Source organism: Streptococcus sp. 1171_SSPC, assembly GCF_001069335.1.
GTDB classification, from domain to species: Bacteria; Bacillota; Bacilli; order Lactobacillales; family Streptococcaceae; genus Streptococcus; species Streptococcus xiaochunlingii.
On sequence record NZ_JWAK01000010.1, the window covers coordinates 1 to 25396 of the forward strand.

16 protein-coding genes and 1 pseudogene are annotated in these 25396 nt (G+C 39.7%); 2 read left to right on the forward strand and 15 right to left on the reverse strand.

All coding sequences use genetic code 11. The features are described 5' to 3' along the window. Window positions 1-52 precede the first annotated feature (52 nt). The 14 genes from ADF75_RS00895 to ADF75_RS00960 form a co-directional block, all read right to left on the reverse strand. The gene (locus ADF75_RS00895; RefSeq protein ID WP_048788801.1) at window positions 53-754 is read right to left on the reverse strand and encodes an MIP/aquaporin family protein; all 702 of its coding nucleotides are present in this window, start codon (window positions 752-754) and stop codon (window positions 53-55) included. 70 nt (window positions 755-824) lie between these two features. Then, window positions 825-2651 carry a type 1 glycerol-3-phosphate oxidase gene (gene glpO / locus ADF75_RS00900; protein WP_048788802.1) on the reverse strand — a complete coding sequence of 609 codons (1827 nt, stop codon included), beginning with the start codon at window positions 2649-2651 and terminating at the stop codon, window positions 825-827. A 33-nt stretch (window positions 2652-2684) separates the two neighbouring features. After that, window positions 2685-4193, reverse strand: coding sequence for a glycerol kinase GlpK (glpK, locus tag ADF75_RS00905; RefSeq protein ID WP_048788803.1), 1509 nt, complete (start codon window positions 4191-4193; stop codon window positions 2685-2687). 239 nt (window positions 4194-4432) lie between these two features. After that, on the reverse strand, window positions 4433-5872 hold the full coding sequence (locus tag ADF75_RS00910) for a helix-turn-helix domain-containing protein (RefSeq protein ID WP_048788804.1): 1440 nt from the start codon (window positions 5870-5872) through the stop codon (window positions 4433-4435). A 251-nt stretch (window positions 5873-6123) separates the two neighbouring features. Further along, complete coding sequence (locus tag ADF75_RS00915; RefSeq protein WP_048788811.1) at window positions 6124-6975, reverse strand: CbrC family protein; 852 nt, start codon at window positions 6973-6975, stop codon at window positions 6124-6126. Between the two features lie 66 nt (window positions 6976-7041). Further along, window positions 7042-7431, reverse strand: coding sequence for a hypothetical protein (locus tag ADF75_RS00920; protein ID WP_048788805.1), 390 nt, complete (start codon window positions 7429-7431; stop codon window positions 7042-7044). 53 nt (window positions 7432-7484) lie between these two features. Next, entirely contained in the window at window positions 7485-7676 is a 192-nt protein-coding gene (locus ADF75_RS00925) for a hypothetical protein (protein WP_048788806.1), read from the reverse strand. A gap of 53 nt (window positions 7677-7729) precedes the next feature. Continuing rightward, window positions 7730-8617, reverse strand: a complete 888-nt coding sequence (locus ADF75_RS00930; protein WP_048788807.1) for a DUF4300 family protein — start codon at window positions 8615-8617, stop codon at window positions 7730-7732. A gap of 210 nt (window positions 8618-8827) precedes the next feature. Continuing rightward, the gene (locus ADF75_RS00935; RefSeq protein WP_048788808.1) at window positions 8828-9139 is read right to left on the reverse strand and encodes a hypothetical protein; all 312 of its coding nucleotides are present in this window, start codon (window positions 9137-9139) and stop codon (window positions 8828-8830) included. A 199-nt stretch (window positions 9140-9338) separates the two neighbouring features. Continuing rightward, window positions 9339-13214, reverse strand: coding sequence for a Spy0128 family protein (locus ADF75_RS10745; RefSeq protein ID WP_065426865.1), 3876 nt, complete (start codon window positions 13212-13214; stop codon window positions 9339-9341). 440 nt (window positions 13215-13654) lie between these two features. Beyond that, entirely contained in the window at window positions 13655-14098 is a 444-nt protein-coding gene (locus tag ADF75_RS00945; RefSeq protein WP_048688226.1) for an 8-oxo-dGTP diphosphatase, read from the reverse strand. Between the two features lie 60 nt (window positions 14099-14158). Beyond that, a complete protein-coding gene (locus ADF75_RS00950) occupies window positions 14159-14698 on the reverse strand; it encodes an RDD family protein (RefSeq protein ID WP_048688223.1) in 540 nt (179 codons plus the stop codon). Window positions 14699-14782: 84 nt separating this feature from the next. After that, a complete protein-coding gene (locus ADF75_RS00955) occupies window positions 14783-16531 on the reverse strand; it encodes a glycoside hydrolase family 13 protein (RefSeq protein WP_048688221.1) in 1749 nt (582 codons plus the stop codon). A gap of 197 nt (window positions 16532-16728) precedes the next feature. Beyond that, complete coding sequence (locus tag ADF75_RS00960; protein WP_048688218.1) at window positions 16729-17748, reverse strand: DNA/RNA non-specific endonuclease; 1020 nt, start codon at window positions 17746-17748, stop codon at window positions 16729-16731. Between the two features lie 114 nt (window positions 17749-17862). Between ADF75_RS00960 and ADF75_RS00965 the strand changes: the two are divergent. Next, a pseudogene (locus ADF75_RS00965) lies at window positions 17863-18300 on the forward strand (MerR family transcriptional regulator); the annotation flags it as partial. A gap of 269 nt (window positions 18301-18569) precedes the next feature. On the opposite strand, the gene ADF75_RS00970 reads toward ADF75_RS00965, so the two are convergent. After that, window positions 18570-21143: a GbpC/Spa domain-containing protein gene (locus ADF75_RS00970; RefSeq protein WP_048788809.1), complete on the reverse strand. Its 2574-nt coding sequence runs from the start codon at window positions 21141-21143 to the stop codon at window positions 18570-18572. A 222-nt stretch (window positions 21144-21365) separates the two neighbouring features. On the opposite strand from ADF75_RS00970, the gene ADF75_RS00975 reads away from it, so the two are divergent. Then, window positions 21366-25271, forward strand: coding sequence for a glycoside hydrolase family 66 protein (locus tag ADF75_RS00975; protein ID WP_048788810.1), 3906 nt, complete (start codon window positions 21366-21368; stop codon window positions 25269-25271). Window positions 25272-25396 lie beyond the last annotated feature (125 nt).

Sequence of the window (25396 nt, forward strand, 5' to 3'; positions counted from 1 at the left end):
ACGAAATCGAATTCTAACGAATTACCGATTTCTGTCCCACACTCTTTCTTTTTTAAAACATTTTAAAGACTGCTACTGCTAGTACTGCTCCAATGATTGGACCAACTACTGGAATCCAAGCGTATCCCCAGTCACCATCTCCTTTGTTAGGAATAGGAAGGAGGCTGTGCATGATACGAGGACCTAAGTCACGAGCTGGGTTGAGAGCGTAACCTGTGGTTCCACCAAGAGACAAACCAATCCCCACAATCAAGGTACCAACAGCAAAGGTACCAAGCCCTGCTTGAAGGTCATAAAGACCAAGCGCAAAGATAGTTAGTAGCAAGACAAAGGTTCCAAGGATTTCACTGATGAGGTTTGAAGTAGTGTCCTTAATTGCTGGACCAGTACTGAATGTTCCAAGGATATTTCCAGGATTTTCTTCTGCTAAGTAATGCGGTTTGAACTGCAACCAGACAAGGACTTGACCGACCATGGCTCCGGCAAATTGTGCAAGGATATAAGGAATGACAGATGCCCAAGCTAGGCCACCATTAAGAGCAACCCCAATTGTTACTGCAGGGTTCAAATGGGCCGGACTTAACTTACCAGAGATGAAGGCTGCGACAGCAACCGCAATCCCCCAACCAAGAGTAATGACGATCCAACCTGAGTTGTGGCTTTTCGTTTTTGGAAGAACCACTCCTGCTACAACCCCATTTCCCAGAAGAATGAGGATTAAAGTTCCTAAAAATTCACCAAATAATTCTTTCATATGATTTAATTCTCCATTATAAAGAGGGGAAGGTTAGACAGTCTTCTTTCCAACCCCTTTTTTGTTTTTCTTAGTTTTTTAATGCTTCCAAGTCATTGTTTTCCAAAGCGACTTGCAAGTCTTTGCGGTAGCCAACTTTTTCTTCTTCTGACCATTCATAGAAGCGGCCCATTTCATCCAAAACAGGTTCGATCATCGCATCTAAGCTATCCCGCATAAAGAGCATGTGGTTGGTACGACGAAGAAGGAAATCAACTGGGCTGAGTGCCAATTCATTGCGCATTGCATAGTGAAGTGACAAGGTATCAGCCAAGCTCAATCCAGGTGCCTGTTCCACGCTATGAGCAAGGGCGAAGACCTTAGGTGCATTGGATCCGTATAGGTTAGCTAGGTAGTGAGCTTCCTTGCTATCCAAACCACGAGATACGCCAAGTTGAGCAAAGGCTTCGATTTCAGAATCCACGTTCGTTGGGTTAATTTCTCCACCTGATACTGGATAGGTCTTAGAGTTGATTAACTTAAACTGACGGTCGAACTCTTCCTTAAGAATGTTCAAGACACGCTCCATAGCCCCTTCAGCCATCTTACGGTAGTCTGTAATCTTCCCACCAGCAAGGGTCAAAAGACCATTGTCATCGCGATCGAGGCTTGATCCACGTGAGACAGCAGATGGATCCAAGTGTTTTTCAGAAGTGCTACCTTCCAAGTGGCTGATTGCTGATTCAACATCTTCACGAGATTTTTCTTTAGAAAGATAGCCTTCAACTGTTGTAATCAAAGTATTAAAGCTTTCATCACTGATGGTTCCGTTGTTACCACCATTGTAGTCAGAAGCACTATTTCCTGAGATCAAAGGACGGAGACCAGCCCAGCTACTTTCGATGTCATCTATGGTGATGTGAGCTTCTGGGAATCGGTTATTTACGATACCTAACAAGTAGTCGACATCTTCTTGGGTTACTTTTGGATGCTCTAAGTCCCCAGTGTAGTCTGTATCCGTTGTTCCAAAGTAAGTTTTGTTCTCCCGTGGCAAGACGAAGACCATCCGACCGTCTCCAAGACCAGTGTCGAAGTATACAGGTTGAGAAACCTTGATCTTGCTTGAGTCTACGACCAAGTGAACACCCTTGGTTGGACGCATTTGTGAATGCTGCTCTCCATTATTTGAGAGATTACGCACTTTATCGCTCCAAGGACCAGTTGTATTAATCACCAAACGAGCCTTGATTTCAAAGACCTCATCTGTCAAGAGATCACGCGCCACTACACCTGTGATCTTACCAGATTCATCAAAGAGGAATCCTTCTGCTTTTACGTGGTTGGCAATAAGTGCACCATCTTGGTTGGCACGTTTGATATTTTCAATCACCAAACGAGCATCATTGTTGCGGAAGTCTAGGTAAACCCCACCACCGACAAGACCTTCTTGTTTCAACTCAGGCTCCCGAGCCAACACTTCCTCCTTGGTCAAAACCTTGTTGGCAGCTGGTGTATTGCTGACACCTGCCAAGAGGTCATAGAGGTCCATAGCTACCTTGAGACGGAAGAGGCTGAAAGTTGCCCCATCTTCATCATAGACAGGTAAGAGCATTGGGTCTGGTTTTGGAATATGAGGAGCAATTTGTTGCACCACTGCACGTTCTGAAACTGTATCTGATACCACTTCTACGTCAAATTGTTTGAGGTAACGAAGTCCACCGTGGACTAATTTTGTAGAACGGCTGGAGGTTCCTTCCGCAAAGTCCTGCATTTCGATCAAACCTGTTTCAAGACCACTGGCTGCTGCCTGCAAGGCTACACCAGCACCCGTGATCCCACCCCCGATGATCAAAAGATCAAGGGTGCGTTCTTGCATTTTCTTAATCGATAATTCACGTGTTTTCTTTGAAAATTCCATAATTCTTCACTTTCTATCCTTCTGGAGGCTGGACTAGTCTTCTGTTTCTGCAAAGACTTGGGTTGCTTTAACAGCTTTCTTCCATCCCTTGTAGAGTTGTTCTTTACGAGATTCGTTCATAGAAGGCTCAAATAGTTCACCAGTTGCATTGAGTTCTTTCAATTCATCTAGGTCTTTCCAGTAGCCGACTGATAGACCTGCAAGGAAGGCTGCCCCCAAAGCTGTTGTTTCCAAGTTTTTAGCACGAGCGATATCAATACCAAGAATATCCGCTTGGAACTGCATCAAGAAGTTATTCATAGCTGCTCCACCGTCCACCTTCAGGACTTGAATAGCCGTCTTAGCATCAACCTGCATAGTATCAATGATATCACGTACTTGGTAAGCAATGGATTGAAGAGTCGCCTTAATAAAGTCTTCTTTGGTTGTTCCACGAGTCAAGCCAAAGACAGAACCACGAGCATTTTGATTCCAGTATGGTGCCCCTAGACCTGTGAAGGCCGGTACCACATAAACTTCATCGTTGTTGTGAGAATCACGTGCATATTGTTCAGATTCAGGTGAGCTTTCCACCATGCGTAGACCATCACGAAGCCATTGAATGGCACTTCCAGCGATAAAGATAGATCCTTCCAAAGCGTAGTAGACTTTACCATTGATTCCATATCCAATGGTAGTCAACAAGTTATTTTCAGATAACTGCATCTCTTCACCGGTATTCATGATGATGAAAGATCCAGTACCGTAAGTATTTTTAACCATACCAGGTTCAAAGGCCAACTGTCCAAAAAGAGCCGCTTGTTGGTCACCCGCCATACCAGAGATAGGCACTTCTCCACCGTAGAAATGGAAAGGAGCTGTTTTTCCATAGATTTCAGAGTTAGAACGAACTTCTGGAAGCATAGCCTTAGGAATATTGAGGATTTCCAAAATCTCATCATCCCATTTTAGGTCTTTGATATTGTAGAGCATGGTACGAGCAGCATTTGAATAGTCTGTTACGTGAGAAGCTCCGTCTGTCAACTTCCAAACCAACCAAGTATCGATGGTTCCAAAGAGCAATTCTCCTTTTTCAGCCCGTTCTTGTGCTCCTTCTACATGATCCAAGATCCAGCGAATCTTAGTTGCTGAGAAGTAGGCATCAATGACCAAACCTGTTTTTTGGTGAAATTTTTCGACATAGCCTTGGCTCTTAAGTTGTTCAGCTAAAGGAGCTGTTTGGCGAGACTGCCAAACAATGGCATTGTAGATTGGAAGGCCAGTATTCTTATCCCAAACAACAGTTGTTTCCCGTTGATTGGTAATTCCGATAGCTTCGATTTGTCCTGGTTTGATGCCACTTTCGATAAAAGCACCAGCGATAACAGACTGAACAGAGTTCCAGATTTCATTTGGATTGTGTTCAACCCAACCAGCTTGAGGGAAAATTTGAGTAAACTCTTTTTGGCTAGAGCTTACTTTTTCTCCTTTTTTATTAAAAATGATGGCTCTAGAACTAGTTGTTCCTTGGTCAATGGCCATAATGTATTTTTCTTGTGACATGAACTGTCCTCCTGGAAAAAGAAATATTCTTTAGGAGACGTACTCCTTACATTGTCTAGTATACAAAATAAACCGCTTTCATGTTCATCAATTTTTTTTTAATTTTTAAAAAATATGAGGGGCGTCTCTTGAATCGCTTGAGACAGAAGAGATTTCCACACTTCTGTTCTATTAAATTTTCAGACAAATCTAAGCATTTTCGAGCAAAAAAAGAAGACCCGAGTCTTCTTTGTAATCTACTAAGAATTGGCATCCCCATAAATCATCTGACGAATATTAGCTAGATCGATCAGATCCAAATCATATTTCAAGTAATAGACAGGGATCCGCTCTGTAAAACTAATCGGGTTGTTGGTCACAATCAAATCGTAATCCGTAGCTGGATCAAAGGCTTCAATGGTAATAAAACGATTATATTCCAGATAGCGCTTGAGGACTTCCGTCATTCGTGTGTAGCCTAGATAGCCTACGGTTAAGTCTAGGCCGATCTTAATCTGTCTCCCACTATTTTCTGCGATATAATCCATTAATTGAAGCCACTCCCACTTGATTTTTTTATCCAGAGCCGTCCCTTGGCAAAGGATCGGAAGTTTGCTAAAGATAGTATCTGCTACTTCTCTATAATCATGACTACTAAAGATATACGGATTATGGTTTTCAAGTTGGTATTTATACTTGTCTTGAAGGAGGTAGCCTGTAAAAAGATAAACCTGCCCACAAATTTGGCTAAGCTCATAGGTCACAGGACCTTCGATATAATCCGCTAATAACTTCTGCGTTTTCATCTCTTGAATGAGCTGCGTAGTCAAAGCCCCAATCTCCCCTCCAAATCCTAAGATATACTCCATGGTATGAAGGGGGAGGATCCGATGGGTGACTAGAAAAGCAAAGAGGATCAACATCTCTCCATCCTCATAGCTAAGAGCAATGTGTTTCCCTGAAAAGAGCTGGTCTACCCTATGAAACAAACGTTGATAAAATATATTGTCCGTATAGCCCTTCATCTTCTGTTCAATTTCTCGGAATTGACAGGCATTAACCTTGAGTCGTTGCTGGGTAATATGGGACCAGAGAACAAAATCCAAGCGTTGTCCTTGAGACAATTTTGCTCCACAGAGCTCTTCTAAGGTTGCAATTTCGGTTTGTCTTTCTTTCTTGTCCAGTTCTTGTTTCCAGTCTGCACTAGCCCAGATCTTTCGTAGCAAGCCAAAATAAAAATAGCGAATCTTATGTTCAGGCCCTTTCAAGCGCCCATTGTGGATGGAAAATTGAAACTCAGCTAATAATTTGTTTAAGCCCGAAATATGACGCCCTAATGTCGCTTCACTAATCAAGAGTTCCTGAGCTAGTTGCTGAGCTTGAAACTGGCCATGATACAGCAAATAGATCAATAGTTGGTACTTGATGGCATTGTCCAAAAAAGCCCGCCGAATGTCCCGCCCCTTGGTATCCGAATCCACAAGAAGGCGAAGATTTTCATCTACTACCTCAATGGAAAGGGCCAGCTGATTTTCTTGGGCCTTGTCATTGATCAGTGCAAGATATTTGTTCAAGGTTGCTTTGGAAAATTCCGTCTCAGCCATCACTTCTGACAGACTGCTTGGAGAATGCTTTTGCAGATGAGACAGGATTAAAAACTGCCCACCTTCACTTTTTTCCATTAAATCAGCTAAATGCATTTTCAGAAAACCCTTCCATGATATTAGTTTTAGCATAACACAAAACTTATGAAAGTCGAAATATAATGCTTACCAGCTCTATCTAAATATCACAAATCTCTAAATTATAAAACCTCCCACCGAAATTAGATGAGAGGTGCAACTCTATTTCTATGATTTTCGCATAGTCACTAGCCAAGTGGCTACTAGGATTTTGAAAATAATTTGCTCATTTTACCTCCGTAACAGGATGATAAATCAGATAGTCCCCCCTAATCCGCGTCAACCCAAAGATGGTATTGTTCACAATGGAGACATCGAAAGAGATAGCCACACATAGAACCATCCTTGACTAAGTATTCAGCTACATCCTGAAATTCATTACGTGCCTCGTATTCTGCTAAGACTTGCTCTGCAATGCCCATCTCTTCCAGTTCACGAGTGCCAACTGTCCCCAGATAGACACAGTAGTCTTGGCAACAAGAGAGCCAATATTCGCCCTGCCAGCTACTATAGCCTGGAGTTTGACAGAATAGGACCTGGTCTTTTTCCTTATCCATGACCCCTTGCCAATCAGCATCTTGGATAAACTCTGCTTCAAACTTCTGGGCAGCACGACCTGTAGCAATACAAGTCGGACAGAGATGACTTAGCTCTTCTTCACAATAGGGTCTCAACGCATAATAAATGGTGTGGGCTTCCCCACACGAAGGACAGGTCTTAGGCTCTCCTTCCTTAAAGGCACCCGTTGCTAGTGGGTCCGGATGATAGCGGAAGGTTGGCAATTCATTGATTTTCTCTTTATGAGCCTCTTTTTCTTTTTCAGTCAAGGGACGCGGGAGAGCAAAGCGATCTCCATGACTATGACTCATCTTTTCTAAGATGAAAAGTTTCTTAACTTGCTTACGATCAGACTTGTCTACTAGCTCTGTGAAGAGGGCAAAGGCACTGGCATACAAGCCCAACTCTTGGTAAACATCCACCAAGACCTGCTTAGCTTCTGGAGTTTCCAGTAAAGCTAGACGATCTGCAAATTCATAGAGAGCTAGCACGCTGGATGAATCCTTATCTTGCGCTTGGAACTGCTTTTTAAGCCGGATATATTCTTTCATCGAATCGATCATAGGACTACTCGCTTTCATTTTTAAAGGAAACAATTCGTAAATTCTATTTTTACAGATGATTGTATTCTAACGTGAATCATGTACTTTAAACCCATACCTACCAGCATTTCGCTTGAGTTTCGCAACTAACACTTCATTGCGCTTGCTTTTCCCGAAAAAGAGGGGAATGGTCTTACCATTTCTGAGTTCGGTATAGAAAGCATAGCGACTCCCACCACCAGCGCGACCACGGAGTAGCAAGTAGGTAATTTGCTTAATCTCTTTCAGTGGGATCATTCGCCGACTGAAACACAAAGGCACATGAATGTAGAAGATGCCACTGTTAATATGGAAGGGTGCAAAGAAGGGACCACCACTACGTCGGCTAGCCAACCAGCGACGAACGAATAACGTAATGCTGAAGAAGCCAATAAAACCAACACTTAATAATACTGGTCCTGATCCTAAACTTGCCATTCCATTTCTCCCTCCATAAATTCTAAATACACAGTACAATTGTTGACTCGGCCTTAATCAGTATGCTTTTTAGTCTTGGTTAATAAGATGATGACAGCCACTAAGAGAAAAATTCCAAATCCGAAAGCAACTTGTTCTAAATCTTTTAATCCTTCAATGTAGGGTAGGACATACATACTTGATTCTACTAATAGAAAACCAATAAGAATAAGGGCTAGAGCAAAGTAGCTCCATTTTTTACTCATCTTTAGCTCCTTTCCTTAGCTGGAATTCCATCAAACTTAACTAGCTGGAAATTCTATTTGGTTTCAACCCATTTTTCATTGTCCATGATAAAGGGCTTAGCTAGACCTTCACCGGTGTAATCTTGGTATTTGGTCTCCAAGTATTTGTAGACATCTTCTTTAGTCGCAAACTTGATGGCTTGATATGGTTCTTCAAAAGTAAGTTTTTCGACAAAGAGATAGCCTTCCTTGGCAGGTACCAAAACGCCCACGTGACCAACAAAAAGGGTATTACCGTCTAAATTGTCATGAACGATGACAGAAAGCATACGCGCGTTTTCATTGAATTTGAAATTAGAAAAATACTCTTCCATCTTCTTAGCATGGACCTTGACATCCGTTGTAGCTTCTGTTGAAACTCGTGAGTAGAGAATGTTAAAGGCTTCCTTGTCTGCCTCATCAAAGACTTTTCCTTTGTCAATAGCATCATTGTCCACAAACAAGAGTTCACTATCCGCCTGCTGCTTAGGAATCTCGATGCGGTTCTTCAGCAAAGTATAACTATTGATCCGGCAGTTGGTCCCGACGAAATCGCCCTTCTGCTTGGTCCACAAGTCACTGATCTTCTCCACATCGTATTCCGTCTTTTTGAAGGTGCTGAAGTCACCTATCAAGCCGACCGAGCCAACAATGCTATCGTAGTCGGTTACTAGACCCAAAAATTTATCTACACTGTCCTGATCCAAATAAGCAGATAAGAGAGCCCGCACTTCTTCGACACTTTCCTTACTATTGAGGTTGCTGTAAGTTCCCTTGTAGTGCTCCTTGTCTGAATGGGACTGCTGCACTGTGGAACTTGCCTGTTTTTCCTTGGATTGCTTTTGGTTGCTACCACAAGCTGCTAAAGCAAAGATCCCCAAAGCACAGCTAGTCAGGAGCATGAATTTTTTAAATGGTTTCATAAAATGGTTCCTTTTCTATATACTAAGATGTTTTGTAACATTGAATCGTGTTTTGTACCATGATTCATTTCTTTTTCCTATCGAATCTCCTTATCCTATATTATAGTTTAAAACTGACTTAGCTCCAACTATTTTTCACGAAATGAGAAAAGTTTATCAGTAGCAAAAAAGAGCTGGCAGACTATCCAGCTCTTCAATGAATAATGAATCTTATTTAATCTTATGTTTGTTCATCTTTTCTTCAAAGACTTCCGTCATAATGACACGCAATTCTTCCCGTTCTTTTTCAGGAAGGTCTCCTTGGCGCTTGGCAACGGCATAGAGATTAGGATAGCGCATGGCCACACGTTCTATCGTCTTTGTTGTCGCATGTCCTCTGACAAAGAATGGAATGCGCTTGATCCATTCTTGCGGTACAAGAGCAAGCAACTTCTTCGCCGCTTCCTTATCAGAAATCTCGGCAGTGCTCAAACCCTGGTTGATTTGTTCCTGTTCTTTTTCTGTAAAATCTTTTAATTCCATTCAAAACCCTCATTATCTATTTGTATCTAATAGTACATTATACACCTAAGAAATCAAAAGTACAATTTTAACCTTTCCTTAGCTGAAAGGAAAAATTAATAGCACAACAGTATTATCCGCATAAAAAAGCCTCAAGAACTATATTCTTGAGACTTTATTGTTAAATCAAATGTGCTAATACACTATAGTTAGTTACATATTAGTTATTTGAAATTTTACGTTTCATTACAATAGCACCTGATAAGACAAGTACTCCTGAGAATACTAGGCCAGTTGCTACGACTTCACCTGTACTTGGGAGAAGGACTTTGCGTCCGCCACCGTTACCATCTCCATTTCCTCCAGGGTTTCCTGGTGCTGGAGTTGTTTTTGGCTCTGGAGTTGTTGTGGTTCCACCATCACCATCACCTGAACCATGGTTATCTGGTTTTTCCGGAGTTGTTGTAGTTGTTGTAGTTGTTGTAGTTGTTGTAGTTGTATCTTCACTTACTGTAGTAGTTGTTGTGGTTGTAGGTTCCTCGGTTGTTGTAGTGGTTGTAGTTGTAGGTTCCTCGGTTGTTGTAGTAGTTGTTGTGGTTGTTTCACCACCACCTTCACCATGGTTATCTGGATTTTCCGGAGTTGGTGTGGTAGTTGTGGTTGTTGTAGGTTCCTCGGTTGTTGTAGTTGTGGTTGTTGTAGGTTCCTCAGTTGTCGTGGTTGTAGTTGTTGTAGGTTCCTCGGTTGTTGTAGTTGTAGTTGTTGTAGGTTCCTCAGTTGTTGTAGTTGTGGTTGTTGTAGGTTCCTCGGTTGTCGTAGTTGTGGTTGTTGTAGGTTCCTCAGTTGTCGTAGTTGTAGTTGTTGTAGGTTCCTCGGTTGTTGTAGTCGTGGTTGTTGTAGTTGTAGTTACATAAGTATTTGTAAACTTACGTGGAGAATCAGCTTCTTTAACTGTTGCAACAAGCTTACCTTCACCATTATCTACTACTGAAACATGTACAGTGTAGCTTTCTTCAGAATAAGTAACACCTTCTTCAGAACCAGCTTTCTCTGTAATCATATATTCATGCTCACCTGGTTCAGTGTATGAAAGTTTGAAGGCTACTTCATTTGTTGCTACTTCAACACCTTCAACTTCTTTACCGTTTGATGATGTTGCAATAACATTTCCGCCTTCGCTCAATTCAAATTCAAATTGTTCCTTAGTAAGTTCTTTACCTACTAATTCCTTAGTTGCTTTGATGACTGCTTCAGCTGGTGTTGCTTTATATTTGTTTGTAAACTTACGAGTTGAATCTTCTTCTTTAACAGTAGCAACTAGTTTACCTTCACCATTATCTACTACTGAGACATGGATTGTGTGACTTTCTTTAGAGTATTCAACTCCTGCTACTGATCCAGCTTTCTCTGTCAACACATATTCGTGTTCACCTGGTTCAGTGTATGAAAGTTTGAAGGCTACTTCGTTTGTTGCAACTTCAACACCCTCAACTTCTTTACCATTTGATGATGTTGCGATGACGTTTCCGCCTTCACTCAATTCAAACTCAAATTGTTCTTTAGCAAGTTCTTTACCAACTAATTCTTTAGTTGCTTTGATAACTGCTTCTGTTGGTGATACTTTATAAGTATTTGTGAATTTACGAGTTGAATCTGCTTCTTTAACAGTTGCAACTAGTTTGCCTTCGCCGTTATCTGCTACTGAGACATGGATTGTGTGGCTTTCTTTAGAGTATTCAACTCCTGCTACTGATCCAGCTTTTTCTGTCAACACATATTCGTGCTCACCTGGTTCAGTGTATGAAAGTTTGAAGGCTACTTCATTTGTCGCTACGTCAACACCTTCAACTTCTTTACCGTTTGATGATGTTGCGATGACGTTTCCGCCTTCACTCAATTCGAATTCGAATTGTTCTTTAGTAAGTTCTTTACCTACTAATTCCTTAGTTGCTTTAATGACAGCTTCTGCTGGAGTAGCTTTATAGGTATTTGTAAACTCACGAGCTTCGTCAGCTTCTGTGACAGTCGCTACGAGTTTACCTTCACCATTATCTACAACTTTAACATGAACTGTATAGCTTTCCTTAGAGTAAGTAATTCCTTCTGCTGTACCAGCTTTTTCTGTAATTGTATATTCGTGGTCTCCAGCTTCAGTATAGAGAACTGAGAAGACTACTTCATTTGTTGCTGCTTCAACACCATTGACTGTCTTACCATTTGAAGACGTTGCAATGACTTTACCACCTTCGCTCAATTCAAACTCAAATTGTTCGTTAGCAAGTTCTTTACCTACTAAATTTTTAGTTGCTTTGAATGTAGCACGAGCTGGTGATGGCTCATATGTGTTTGTTAAAGTTGGTGCTTGAGTTGTAACCTCAGCTTTAAGTGTTCCACCTTCAGCTTTAACAACAACTGTTACTTCGTATGAATTCTCATCAAATGTAATACCTGGAACTTTAGTTTCAGTATTCTCTTTGATGACATAGTTGTAGGTACCAGGACCTTTAGCTTTCAAACCTTCAAATGTGATGCTTCCATCTGCTTTGTTTGTTGTTGAAGCAATTGGAGTAGTCAAGTTGTTTGCATTGTACAAATCAAACTTGAACTCACCATCTTTCAAGGCTACTGGACGATTTCCAGCAATTACTTTCTTAGCAGTGATTGAGAAATCTGCTGCGATTGGTTCGTCTTGAAGGTTAATCTTAGAACCTTCAGCTCCAAGTGTTACCTTGTATTCTTTTTCATCAAGAGTATATCCAGCAGGAGCTGTCTTTTCTTTGATGATGAATGTCTTACCGACATATTTCTGATCAAACTCATCAGAGATTGCCACACCTTTTTCATTTGTAGTCAATTCTGTAGAGATAGTTCCATCTTCTGACTTCACTGTATAAACAGCGCCTGCAACTGGAACCAATGTGAAAGCATTTGTCTTGTTGATCTTAATCTTGAAGGCTGTAGAAGCTTCGATTTGTCCTTTTACAAGAGATACACGTTCAGCTTCGAACTTAAGATTTGTACGATTACTGCGGAAAGGAAGTGCAGTTCCATCTGCTGTAGTCAACTGGATAACGTTTTGAACTTTTCTTCCATCACCTGGTGTTGTTGTGTGGTATTCTACCCAATACGATTTAGATCCATCTGCAAAGATGATTTTGAACTGAGTATAGTTCTCATTCCAAGCTACAGTATAGTCAGTACCTTCCACCATCTTCTTAGCATCAGAAGGAACTTGAGAAGTACCATCGTTCAATGTTGCAGAAGAATAAACTACCAATGACTCTGGGATATACTGGATAGGAGCAAACTCAGATGTATTTGGAAGGAAGTCATTCAAAACTAAGTTCTTACCATAGTCTTGTCTTCCTGTGTTAACACGAATTCTCCATGGAGAGTATACATCTCCTTTACCTACTGAACCAATAGCTGCTAACTTAGCTGAAGTCCATTCTTTACTTACAACATCGTTACCGACCTTAGCATAGTTTTCGAAACCTTCTTGTTTGCTGTCAACGGTCTTAGAAGTAAAGGTATGTGTGATGGTCTTACCAACACCTTTATTTTCAAAGGTAAGCGGTGTTGCTGTTTGGTCACTCTTAAATAGGAAAGTAATTGCATAATTACCTTTCACACCCTTGACGGTGTCTCCACCAGTTTTGGCTTGAAACTCATCTAGGTTTTTCAAAGTAACACGAGCCTTACCGCCTTGGTTATCACCATTAGCAGTAACAACCACAGTACCGATATTAACTTTTGTTTCCTTATCATACAATTCAGTTGTTCCGTTATAGACGGTTACTGGAGTTGGAATATCCACATCAAAGTAATCGCCATTAGCCAATTTGCCATCATATTTTTTCAGGTCAAATTGAACGAAGAACTGATTTGAACGATTAGTAATAATCTGATAAGTACCATCACTATTCGGTTCCAATTTGGAATCCGACATATTGAGGACACTGATGTCAGTTACTACACCTGTCAATTCTTTCCCATCTGCAAAAGCAACATTATTTGATGCAAATAATGTACCCAAGACGGTCAGAATCGAGACAAAAAATATTAAAAACGGCTTAATCTTAAACTTTTTCACCATTAAATATTTCCTTCTTCCTACACTTTTTTAATAATCATATTTAAAAAACCAACACCGTTTCTTAAATACGTTGAATTATTTAAAATAATTCAAAAATATAGTACTACTTTTAACAATTAAAGTCAATATTTTAAACTAAATTATACCAAATATTTATGCTATTTTTATTTCCCTTGAAATTTTAAATTTTAGCAAAAAAAAAATAGAGAAAATTTTCCTCCCAAATTTCTCTATTTAAAAAATATGATTTAAAACGAAAAATATTAAGGGACCTTCCGATTGCCACTCTATTTTGTTACGATTTAATACGAAGTGCAATTCTATTATTTTTTAAATAATTTTATGACAATAATTGTTTGATTGAGCTTCTCTTTAATATTAAAATTATTTACATTTATTTGTCATTCATTAGTTCTTTTTTAAAAAACAATTTAAATATTTCATTTTAAATCGTAATTCCAGTTTTCTCCGTCTTGGTAGTAGAAAAATTCAGAAAGGTCTTCTTCAAGAAAGATACGAAGCATATCCTCCATATCTAAGGAGAGGTCTAGATTTGGCAATTCTTTCAGGTTCTCCCACCAGACTTGCCCCTCTTCAGAGGATATTAAGTCTCCTTCAAACTTTTCCGTCTTATAAAAGAGAACTACATAACGAATGCCGTCTTCCACCCAATCTTTCATTCCACAGATCTGCGGAGAAGCGATCCTTAAGCCAGTTTCTTCCTTCACTTCACGGATTACTGCTTCCGTAAATGATTCTCCCACTTCGACATGACCACCAGGAAAGGTTATGCCTGGCCAGTCCTCTTTTTTACGATCAATAACAAGAACTCTATCGCCGTCTCTTACCATACAAAGATTTGTAAACTCAACAGTCTCAATCATACAGATACTTCCTAACTATATTTGTCTTTTTCTTTAAGGATAGGATAAACAAACTCTACCCTATGCTTCTTTTTGTTGGACTTGCGTAAGGGCTAGCAAGTCTCCTAGATGCCTCTTATCTTTCCGAAACATCGTCATCGCCAGTAAGGAAAGCGCGAGTAAAGTCGCTGAAATAGAAAGGATAATGGATAACCCATCAAAATCACTATAGAAGCCATGAATCGTGCCCATATGACCGAGTTGCCAAGGTAAAAACTTGATGACATTTCTAATCAAGCTTGCCTGCACTGTTTTTTTCTGGTAGATCAATTCAAGTCCCGCTTTTGCCTTTCCAAAACTGCCATCATTTTTATAATCCAAGAATGTGAACAGGAGCGTGATTGGGAAAATAGAGGTGAAAAATACAAGCCACTGCGACTGAATTTCTGTAAACTCTGGGACGCCATTAAAAAAGATGATGTAAATAAGCATCGAACCTAAAAACAGAAGTACTAAATAAGCTAGAATGAAAAGATAATCAAACAGAAATTCTGTCATTCTTTTTTTAAACGAAATAGGATTGATTGCTAAGATCTTCATCACCGTCTCCCCCTTTCTCATCTCCCATTATAATATAAGGGCAGGAATAAAGAAACTATTTATTAAAAGAAGCCTGCAATCTTTTGATTCCAGGCTTCTTTCTTACTATTCTTCTCTATAAATAACAAATCCATTTGGTTGGATATCCAATTGATCATCAGAGATGCTCCCAAGGCTAATCAGATCTGCTTGTTCTCTTTCTAAGACAAAGTCTTTCTTGGAGTGGTTAAAGTAGGCTTTGAGAATCTGACCTTCATGCTGCCATTCTACTGCCACTACATCTGGCTCTACTTCTTTCAGACTCACTTTTCCATGTTGGATCAACTCTGCTACTTCTTTTCGTAGCTGGATCAAGTCCTTCATAAAATTCAGCATGTCATTGTCTGCTGACACGCGCTCCCAAGGCATGACACGGCGGCAATCTGGGTCTGGGCCACCGATGAGGGCTAGCTCCGTTCCATAATAGATACAGGGCGTTCCTCGTTGCAGATATAGGAAGGCGAGGGCAGACTTGACTGACTGGAGATCGCCTTTGGCCGTCGTCAGAATGCGCTCTGTATCATGGGAGTCCAAGAGGTTGAACATGACCTCAGAGATCTGCTGCCTGTAGTACATAGACTGGCTATTGATCTCCCAAATGAAGCGTTGCGTCTCCTTATGCCCCCGCAGGAAATAATCCTTGATACTCTCAGAGAGAGGATAGTTCATCACTGCATGGAACTCATCACCATTGAGCCAAGGTTGGGACGAATGCCAGATTTCCCCAAGAATATAGAGGTCTGGCTTCTTGGCCAAGACCGCCTTACGGAAATCTCGCCAGAATTGATGGTCGATTTCATTGGCCACGTCCAGTCGCCAAGCATCGATATCAAACTCTTCAATCCAGTTTGTCGCAACCTTCAAGAGATAGTCTTTCACTTCTGGATTAGCCGTATTGAGCTTGGGCATATAGCCCGCAAAGGCAAAAGCATGGTAAGACAAGTCGCGACTATTCCACAGATTATCTGAGTAGACAGGGAACTCTTTGATATGGAACCAGTCCTTATAAATCGAATCCTCCCCGTGTTTGACCACATCCTGCCATTGGGGTGAATCGTAGCCAATATGGTTGAAGACGGCATCCAGCATGATCTTCATCCCACGCGCATGGGCCTCTTTCACTAGCTGGCGGAAGGTTTCCTTATCACCAAAATGCCGGTCAATTTCAAAATAATCGATGGTGTCGTATTTGTGGTTGCTCGGCGATTCAAAAATCGGACAAAGGTAGAGCCCTGTGATCCCTAACTCTTGCAAGTAGTCCAAGTGATCGATGATCCCTTGCAAATCTCCACCAAAGAAATCCAACATGGTAGGCGCAATAGACGCATCCCAAGGGCGGACACCTTCTGGGGAAATGGATGGATTCCCATTGGCGAATCTCTCAGGAAAAATCTGATACCAAACTGTCTGCGCCACCCAATCTGGAACAGCACACCCATCAATCTCATGGATAAAGGGAAGCTTAAAGCCATTCATGACGAAGTCCAGGTTCTCCTTGGTGTAGGCTGCCACACCCCGATCTCCATACAAGATTTTTTCTTCCGCTGTGTCCTCTAATTCAAAGAGATACTGGATACGTGCATGGCCAACTGATACCGACACCTGCCAATAATCAAACAAATCATCTGAGGTCACCTTTTCCATTTCCTTGGTTGCCTCATATAGATCTTCTATAAAAATAAAAGGATCCCCATAGTGCAATACAATCCGTTTGATATCCTCTTTCTTGGTTCGGATGCAAATGTGGAGCTGGCCGTCCTTATAAAGATAGGCGTACTCCGATTCAGGCCGGTGATAAATCGCTGTTAATTCCATCTGTTCTCGTCTCCTACTTTTCTTTCTCATCATTCATCAGTTTATGCAAACGATTACACAAAATCATGTTCTAGTATACAACTTAATAAAAAGCTTTGCAAGATATTGGAGGAGATAATTCATAACTTCTAACTTTCCAAGATTAGCTTGCACACAAAAAGCCCTACAGGGCTTTTTTATATGCTTAAATCCTAGCTTTATTCTTTAGATGTATGCCTCTTTCCAAGATTCAGCGCTTGCTCTTCTGACATCTGAACCACCTTAGAAAAATTGGTATTACGAGGCATATTGTCTAAAGAATACCAATATACATCGGCGCTTCCATTTCTTGCAACGTAAACAACTGGAGCAAGTTGACTACTTGGTTCGGCTGATTCAACGGGTTGTATTGGTTGCGCAGGTTCAACTGATTGACTCGGTTGTTGTGCTTGACTTGGTTGCGTATCTACAGGAGGACTTGAAGGTTGAGGTTGACTACTTGGCTCAGTCGGAACCAGTGATGGAGTCGCTGTTCCTTTTAAATAATCAATCGTTGCATTCTTAGAATAGTTGTCTAAGGTGACGGTGGTAATCCCATAAGCATCTACAGATTCTTTCGAACTTCCGAGGTTTATACGCAGTAGATTTCCTTCTTGATCAATCCCTACATACTGCAAAATGACTTGTCTCGGAATTAATTCATCACCTGTATAGACCGGAGTCACCTTGTAGTCTAGCCAGTAATTAGGGTGAGTGGCCAACCAACTATCCAAGCGCTTTTCATAGTAGAGCATTCCCTCACTATTACTATCTGCAGTCCCACTATAATTTCCACTATTGGTCCAAGCTGTCAAAGGAACTAAATTTTTCCCTTCATTAGATAAGCCACTAAATTGATAGCCAACCAGATGCCCTCTATGGAACAACCAGGCTTTCTTTCCTTTGTTTCCATAGGACATTTTATAATTATGCCAACCAACTGGGTTATAGGTAAGCCGTGGCTCTCTTTTCTGCTTTGGTTCATCCTTATCTTGTAACTGTATGTGAGCTGAAGTCGCACGACCTAAATGATCAAACTCACCTAGAACGAGCTGCTTATTGCCAGTAAAAGGCAACAGGTTGAGACTTTGGTAATCGAGTCCAGTTTGCTGGGCTTGAACACCTTGCAAAACGGTCAAGGACATAAAAACCGAGACCATCACAACAATAACACTTTTCAAATACCGTTTTGTAACCATGATTGAAACTCCCACATTTCTATCTAGTAATATTATAGCAGAAAAAAGCGGTTACAAAAGAATTATTTTTCAAAAACTCTTATTCATGACGTTACGTAACGATTTACAATATTTATGAGGAGGTGGGTAAGTATGACCAAATATAGAGTTATTCCAGAAGGGTTTATGACAGTTGGACAACTAGCAAAGAAAATCGGCATTACCATCCGTACTCTACAATATTACGATAAAGAGGGGCTTGCTTTCCCATCGGCAGAAAGTGAGGGTGGTCGCAGGCTTTATACCGATAAAGATATAGTGCTACTCCATCAGATTCTATCATTAAAATCACTAGGCTTTTCTCTCAAGGATATAAAGAGCCGTTTGATCTCTTTAAAAAAACCTGATGATGTTGCTAAGGCTCTTACAGAGCAGGCAGATGTTCTTCGTAAAAATATAGAGCAACTTAAGGATTCTTTGATCGCGATAGAGCAGTTGAAGGCAGAAGTTTTACAAATACAAACGGTCAATTTTAAGAAATATGCTGACATTATCGTCAAACTACAAATGAGATATTTACACATCCACTTTGTGTGAGATAAACTCTGTGCTTTTTGAGCTATACTTTTCTCCTTTCGCTTTAGAATTAGCTTGAACACCTTAATTGTATCGCGTTTGGAGTTTTTTGGTATAACCCTCATAGCGGGTGGTTCATTTGTCTCGCACCTAACGGAGCGATATGGACTGAAAACCACATAATTTAAAAGGCTTTAGTCCTGTGCAATATAGGACTAAAGCCTCTAGATAAATTAGTTGTTTAATCTTTTTTGGTAGTAATAATACTAGTCTGCTTTTTTCTTTCTTGACAAAGCATAACCGGCAGTAGCTAAACCAATAAGGGCTGAATAAGTCATGAATGATTGTTCAACCGAGCCAGTATTTGGCAATGATTTCTTAGATGGTTCTAGCTTAGGCTCTGGCTTAGGCTCTGGCTTAGGTTCAGGCTTAGGTTCTGGCTTAGGCTCTGGCTTAGGCTCTGGCTTAGGTTGTGGTTTTTCATTTTTCTTGATAAGCACAACATTTTTATTCCATTCAACAACTGGTTTTTCTGTTTCTTTCTTAACAGGATCCTTCAGCAACTCAGGTGCTTCTGGTTTAACCGGTTCACTTGGTAAGACAGGTACAGTTTTATATTCTGGTTCTGTCGGTGGAACTGGTTTTTCTTTAACAGTTGGTACTTCTGTCAATTCTGGTTTTTCAGGTTTAACTGGAGGCGTTGGTTCTGTTGGTTTAACTGGCTCTTCACCTGGATCTTGAGGGAAGCCAACGTTTGAGTTGATAGAGAACCAATAGAGAGTTGCTTCGCCTGTTGCGTTAGCACCTTTTGCTGTAAATTCAAGATGACCATCTTTCAAAATAACAGCAGCACCACCATAGTAAAGGTAAGGACTCTTAGGATCATCCCAGCCCTTAGTTTCACTTGAAGAGTCTGCATTAAATGTAGCACCTTGAGCCATGTATTGGTTTTGTTCTTTAGCAGATACTTCTTTTGTCGATGAATCTTGGTCTACACTTGAATTTGGAAGTTTAATAAACTCTTTGTCACCAATGTTTACAGACTCAACGTGAGGAGTATCTTGGTGTTTCATTTTTGGTGTGTATCTCAAAACACCTGATGTAGCGTCTACAGTGTAAGAACCGATAACGTCTGATTTATCACCGAATGTGTAATCTTCAGTACCAACTGAGTGACCATTTCCGCCACCAGATGCGTTCACTGTTGTAGCATCAACTGCTGTTTCTTCAGTTACTTTGAAGGCATCATCAACCCATGTTGCTTTTTGGGCAACAATTTTCAAAGGATTATCAGCATTGATATCAACTTCTGCACTACCGAAGTCAGCTTTACCGCTTTTCACAACAACGTCTGCACCATCAAGTTTTGGTTCACTTCCATCTGAATATGGATCCCAAGTTCCACGAACTGTATTACCTTCGCTATCTTTAGCTTCAACAACTAGAGGACGAGGTTTGTCATTTTCAACATAAGATGCACCATTCCAGTGGTTAAGTGAGTTAAGGGCAAGGATTGCATTGTGTTGTGACAAATCAATCAATTGGTCATTTTCATCATAAAACTCAATGTCAACACCAACTGTAACTGGGTTTTCAGTATCAGTTGAGCTACCAATTGTCATTGTAACCGCTGGATCGTTATAAATTTGAACGATTCCTTTTCCATCTGATGATGGAAGGCTCTTCACTTCGTATTTATAAACAACTTTTGCAATACGTTTTTCTTCGCTACCTTTTACAATTTTAGCTTGAGTAAGTCCTGTGTATGTCACATCAAATTTGTCTCCGACTTTTACAACTCCCCACTCAATTTCATTGTTAGCATATGGGTTTGTAGTTGTCAAATCAGAATCTTGTAGATTCTTAGTTTCATACATCTTAGTAGCTTTACCATCACCGTACATACGAGCTTGACCTTCTTTTGTCAAGTAAGTTGTTAATCCAGTTGTTTGGTGTGTGATTTTAGTTGTTTCACCATCAGTAAGTTCTTCAGAGAGGAATGTCAAATCTTGTTTGTATTTCTCAGGATTTCCACCACGCTCTGCAACCATCTTATTGAAGGCATCTTTAGCATCGTCGTATTGTGCTTTTTTCTTGTTGTAAATTTCGAGTTCAATCAAGTAAGCAGCTTGTGCTTCATCATAAGCAGCTTTTTTAGTTTTGTATTCGGCTAATTTAGATTCATACTCTGCTTGAGCCAATTTATTGCTTTCAGTAGCTTCTTGATTTGCTTTTACAGATGCATTGTATGCTGCAAGAGCTGTATTATATTCTTCAAGCGCTTTTTCATAAGTAACACGCGCTTCTTCATTGCTTTTCTCTACAGCTGTTTTTTCTGCTGTTTTTTCAGTTAATTCCTTTTGATAAGCAGTAAGTTTTTCGTTGTAAGCTTCAAGCTCTTTATCGTAGTTTGCTTGTGCAGCAGCATTTTTTGCATCAACTTCAGCTTTTTCTTTTTCGTAAGCTTCTTGATTTGCTACAACTTCAGCTTTGTAATCAGCTACAGTTTTATTAATTTCAGTAACTTGTTTTTCGTAATCTTTAGCAGCAGCTTCCTCTGAATCTTGCTTTTTAGTCTCTGTTTCTTTTACTTCAAGACCTTCATTTGTTGCAGCAGTTTTAGCTTCTTCCAATTTCTCTGGAACAGCAACCTCTTTTGTTTCCTCACCAGTTACTGTTGTAGTCGAAGAAACGGATGTAGCTGCTGATGAAATTTCATCGGCAGATACAGTTGCAATACCTGCAGTTGCAATCATTGTTGCGACAGCAACAGAACCAAAAGCAACTGAGGTTTTTCTCAAGGCATACTTAATCGTTTCATTATTTTTTAACGATGACATGACAAACTCCTTATTTAAATTTTATATCTATGCTTCTCAAACAAAAAGAATATTTGTTTGAGAAGTCAAAATTATCGTATCAAAATAAAAAAGTAAAGTCAAGATTTTTTCAATTTTTTTCATTTTTTTACATTTATTTTCAAAAAGTTTACATTTTTATTGACATTTTCTTATAAGTTGTCGTATAATTTCACTAACAAAATTTATGATTAGAGAGATATTATGAAATCTTCAAATAACTATTCTCAAGAAAAAGGTCACGGCTATTTCCGTAAAAGGAATAAAGTACTTGTATCTATGATTACAGTCTTTGGTTCTTTGATGTTAAGTTCTGTAGCTATGGCTGATGAAGTTGCTTCAACTACAACTTCGACTACAAACGTTACTACAGCAAGTCAACCAACCACTAGTACTGAAACCACTAGTACTGAAACCACTAGTGAGCCACTTACTACAACAACTAGTGAGGATACTCCAAAGACTTCTTCAAGCGAAGAGTCATCATCTTTGCCTCAAACTTCAAGTACAACTGAACCAACGACCCTTAGTTCTTCATCAGCATCAAGCACTTATAACACACCAAAAATCCAAAACGATGTAACATTTAACAAGGCCACATATAAAAGTGGTGAGGATGTAAGCATCTCAATCAATAATCCTGGCGTAACTTCGTCTGATTTGACAGTATCTCATTTAGACAAAGTTATTTATGAGTTGAAGAATGCTCCAGGAAATTCACTTGTCATTCCAAACTCTGTTTTCTCTCCAAATTCTGGTTATCTCATTGACATCATCGGAAAGAATGCTGATGGAAAACAAGAATTTCACAAAGTAGCTGGTCTATCAGTCGAAGATGATTGGACTGTATATCCACGTTATGGTGTTGTAGCAGGTTCAAAAGATAATCACAATTCAATCACAAATGATCAAGTGGAGGGATATAAAAATAGTATTGACCAATTGGCCAATATGCACATCAATAACTACTTCTTCTACGACGTTTACAATACTCCTGCTAATCCATTCCCAGCAGATGTTAAACGTTTCACTCAAGATTGGGCTACTTTCTTGATTCCAAAAGATGAAACAGACCCCGAAAAACGTAAAACATACTTACCGGTTATTGACACAGAAGCTGTAAAAGAGTTGGTTTCTCATGTCCATTCAACTGGTGCTAAAGCTATGCTTTATAACATGATTTATGCGGTTTCTCTTGATGAAAAAATTCCAGACCAAGTAAAAAGTTCAATCGTACGCAACTTACAAGATCATTTCAACTTTGGAAAGACTGGTGATGTTACGGCGACTGATATCCAACAATTTCTAGATCCAGGAGATCCAAACTGGCAAAACTTTATCATCAATGTGATGTTAAAAGCTATGAAAGAAGGTGGCTTCGATGGTTGGCAAGGAGACACTATGGGGACCAACTTGGTTGAAAAAGTAAATGAACCTGGAAAAGCTTTCTCCTTAAGTGATAACTATCCAAAACTAGCTTCAGCTACAACAGAGGCCCTCAAAAAAGAAGGCTATGACTTCATGATCAACGATATCTCTACTGGAGATGCTGATCGATTAGGAAAAACAAATGTCTCTGCACCATACGCGGAAGTTTGGGGAGATAGCATCGCCTATGATTCTACCTACCAAGCCTTAACGCGCTTGACTGAGCGTATGCGAGATTTATACAACGGAAAATCTCCAATTATCGCTGCTTATACACACCGTGAAAAAAATGCAACAAAACTCAGTAAAGACAATGAATTGCTAACAGATGCAATTATTGCAGCAAGTGGAGGTTATCATATGACCACTGCTGCTCTCAATACATCTCAAGATGCAAAAGGTTTTGGTGTTATTCAGGCTGAATGGTACCTCAACCAAAACTTACCAGTCAATGCAGATTTTGCAAATGCAGAATTTAACTACCAAGAATTTATCGTTGCCTACCAAGAACTCCTTCGTGGACGCGAAACTTTAGCACATGATACTCGCCGTATTGGAGACAATACAAATGTTCTTGTAGATGGTAACTTTATCGGGTCTAATCTTGATAATTCAGATGGTGTTCAACCAGGTACTGTTTATACCATCACAAAAGAAACTAAAAATGGTGACCGAATTGCTCATTTAATTAATCTTGTTGGAATTACTGAAAACAAATGGAATAGTGCTGTTAATTCCACTACCAAACTGACTAACATCCAAGCTTTTGTACCACTCGGTAGAATTTCAAAAGATCAGGCTGAACATGCGAATATCTACTGGGCTACCCCAGATGCTGTAGAAGGAAAATATAATATTAAACTTCGCGGAACTACTGCTAATGTATATTATGATAGCGGGGCTGGTCAATGGATGGCTGCAATTGATGTTCCTAGCCTGGATGTATGGGATATGCTTTATGTCAAACTTAATGAAGTTGCCCGTGTTATTTATCAAGATGAAAATGGCAAGGAACTTGAACGTTCAAGCGACTTTGTTGGCCATACTGGTGAAAAGATTGACTACTCAACAAAAGATACGATTGCTAAATACCTGAAACAAGGTTATAAACTAGTTGAGAACGAATTCGATAAAAATGGACCAGCAAAATTTGACCGAGATGCTTCAAACATTAATGGTGATGGCGTACAGGAATTCATCGTTCGCTTTACACCAAAAATTGTAGATTTTTCTGAAACACAACCAATTCAAGTTGGCCAAGTTGTTCCAGGAGATACCGATGGTAGCCTCTATCCAACTCCTAAAGCTCCAAATGGAAAATCTATTAGTGATCTCAATCATTTATCAGAAAAAGTAACTCGTACTATCACCTATGTTACTGAAGATAAGAATGGTAACAATCGCCAAGAAGCTGACATCGCTTCAAAAACAGATAGTTTAAACTTTAGCCGAAAAGGAACTATCAATTTGGTAACTGGAGAAACAACACTTGAAGATTGGGTATCTAAAGACGGTACTACTTTCGCAGATTATGAAAATCCAGTCAAAAATGGATATGTTATCGTATCTGAAGAATCAAATGCAACAATCTCTCCTGATCTTAATAAATCTGGAGGTCATACTGGAATCCTAGCTGAATCTGATGACATTTCTGATATTGTTGTCTACCGACCAGTCGGTGTTTATACAATTAGTTATGCATCAGGAAAAGAACCATCAAATGCTATTAAAGAGATTGCATATTTAAATGATTCTTCTAATCCAACTGCTATTTCAGCGCCAACTGCAACTCTACCATATATTGAAGGATTAGAACCAAAAGATACAACTGGAAAAATCTTAACCTTTGTAGATCCACTTGATGAAACAAAGGGATACCTTCTTCCGACTGTAGCTTCTGCTACTAATGATACATCAATTACTTATACAATTTCTCAAGGAACAGTGACGGTACGATTCCTCATTACAGGTACTGATACCGAATTACAAGACTCTCAAACAGTTTCTGAAGACGCAGACTTTGGTACGAACTATACTACAGATGCACCAAAAGTGATTACAAAAGACGGTCTAGTCTATAATTTAGTTGGTCATCGTGAGGGTTCTGCTGATGTTTCAGGAACAGTATCTAAGGGAAATAAAACAGTAATTTATGACTACAAACTTGCTTCAGGAAATGTAATAGCACGATTTGTCCTTCAAAACACCACAACTGAATTGCAACCAGCTGTCGTTATTGCTTCAAATGCAGATAACGGTTCTGCCTACATTGCTGTTGCTCCCGACGAAATTTCTTATAATGGTCAAAGATACGAACGTATTAGCAGTGCACAACAATTAGGCCAAGTCGGAGTAGGAACTACAGATCTGATTTTTGAATATAAAGTCAAAGAATTACAAACTCCTCAAGATAAGCAAGATACTGAAAATAGTGAACACAACTTAACGCCTATCGATCACGAAAAACAACCTCAAACTCAACCTCAACCTCAACCTCAAACTCAAACTCAAGTTCAAAGTTCTGAACGCCAAAAAGAGTCAATACAATCAGAAAAAACTTTGATTAAACCTGGTAGTCAGCTACCTGCAACGGGAGAGCAAAATTCCCAATTAGCATATCTTGGATTTGCTTTTCTCACTGGATTTGCAGGTCTTGTCGGTTATAAAAAGAAGCAAGATTAAACTACTATAATTTTAATAACCAAAGGAATAATAAAAAACCCCCAAAAGTTAGACAGAAAAAATCTAACTTTTGGGGGTTTTTTATTATGAAATTGACTTATAAAGATAAAGTTCAGATCTATGAA

What these genes read in the sequence shown, in the direction of transcription:
- ADF75_RS00895 (WP_048788801.1), bottom strand. Translation starts at nt 754, where the DNA reads ATGAAAGAATTATTTGGTGAATTTTTAGGAACTTTAATCCTCATTCTT.
- glpO (WP_048788802.1), bottom strand. Translation starts at nt 2,651, where the DNA reads ATGGAATTTTCAAAGAAAACACGTGAATTATCGATTAAGAAAATGCAA.
- glpK (WP_048788803.1), bottom strand. Translation starts at nt 4,193, where the DNA reads ATGTCACAAGAAAAATACATTATGGCCATTGACCAAGGAACAACTAGT.
- ADF75_RS00910 (WP_048788804.1), bottom strand. Translation starts at nt 5,872, where the DNA reads ATGCATTTAGCTGATTTAATGGAAAAAAGTGAAGGTGGGCAGTTTTTA.
- ADF75_RS00915 (WP_048788811.1), bottom strand. Translation starts at nt 6,975, where the DNA reads ATGATCGATTCGATGAAAGAATATATCCGGCTTAAAAAGCAGTTCCAA.
- ADF75_RS00920 (WP_048788805.1), bottom strand. Translation starts at nt 7,431, where the DNA reads ATGGCAAGTTTAGGATCAGGACCAGTATTATTAAGTGTTGGTTTTATT.
- ADF75_RS00925 (WP_048788806.1), bottom strand. Translation starts at nt 7,676, where the DNA reads ATGAGTAAAAAATGGAGCTACTTTGCTCTAGCCCTTATTCTTATTGGT.
- ADF75_RS00930 (WP_048788807.1), bottom strand. Translation starts at nt 8,617, where the DNA reads ATGAAACCATTTAAAAAATTCATGCTCCTGACTAGCTGTGCTTTGGGG.
- ADF75_RS00935 (WP_048788808.1), bottom strand. Translation starts at nt 9,139, where the DNA reads ATGGAATTAAAAGATTTTACAGAAAAAGAACAGGAACAAATCAACCAG.
- ADF75_RS10745 (WP_065426865.1), bottom strand. Translation starts at nt 13,214, where the DNA reads ATGGTGAAAAAGTTTAAGATTAAGCCGTTTTTAATATTTTTTGTCTCG.
- ADF75_RS00945 (WP_048688226.1), bottom strand. Translation starts at nt 14,098, where the DNA reads ATGATTGAGACTGTTGAGTTTACAAATCTTTGTATGGTAAGAGACGGC.
- ADF75_RS00950 (WP_048688223.1), bottom strand. Translation starts at nt 14,698, where the DNA reads ATGAGAAAGGGGGAGACGGTGATGAAGATCTTAGCAATCAATCCTATT.
- ADF75_RS00955 (WP_048688221.1), bottom strand. Translation starts at nt 16,531, where the DNA reads ATGGAATTAACAGCGATTTATCACCGGCCTGAATCGGAGTACGCCTAT.
- ADF75_RS00960 (WP_048688218.1), bottom strand. Translation starts at nt 17,748, where the DNA reads ATGGTTACAAAACGGTATTTGAAAAGTGTTATTGTTGTGATGGTCTCG.
- ADF75_RS00970 (WP_048788809.1), bottom strand. Translation starts at nt 21,143, where the DNA reads ATGTCATCGTTAAAAAATAATGAAACGATTAAGTATGCCTTGAGAAAA.
- ADF75_RS00975 (WP_048788810.1), top strand. Translation starts at nt 21,366, where the DNA reads ATGAAATCTTCAAATAACTATTCTCAAGAAAAAGGTCACGGCTATTTC.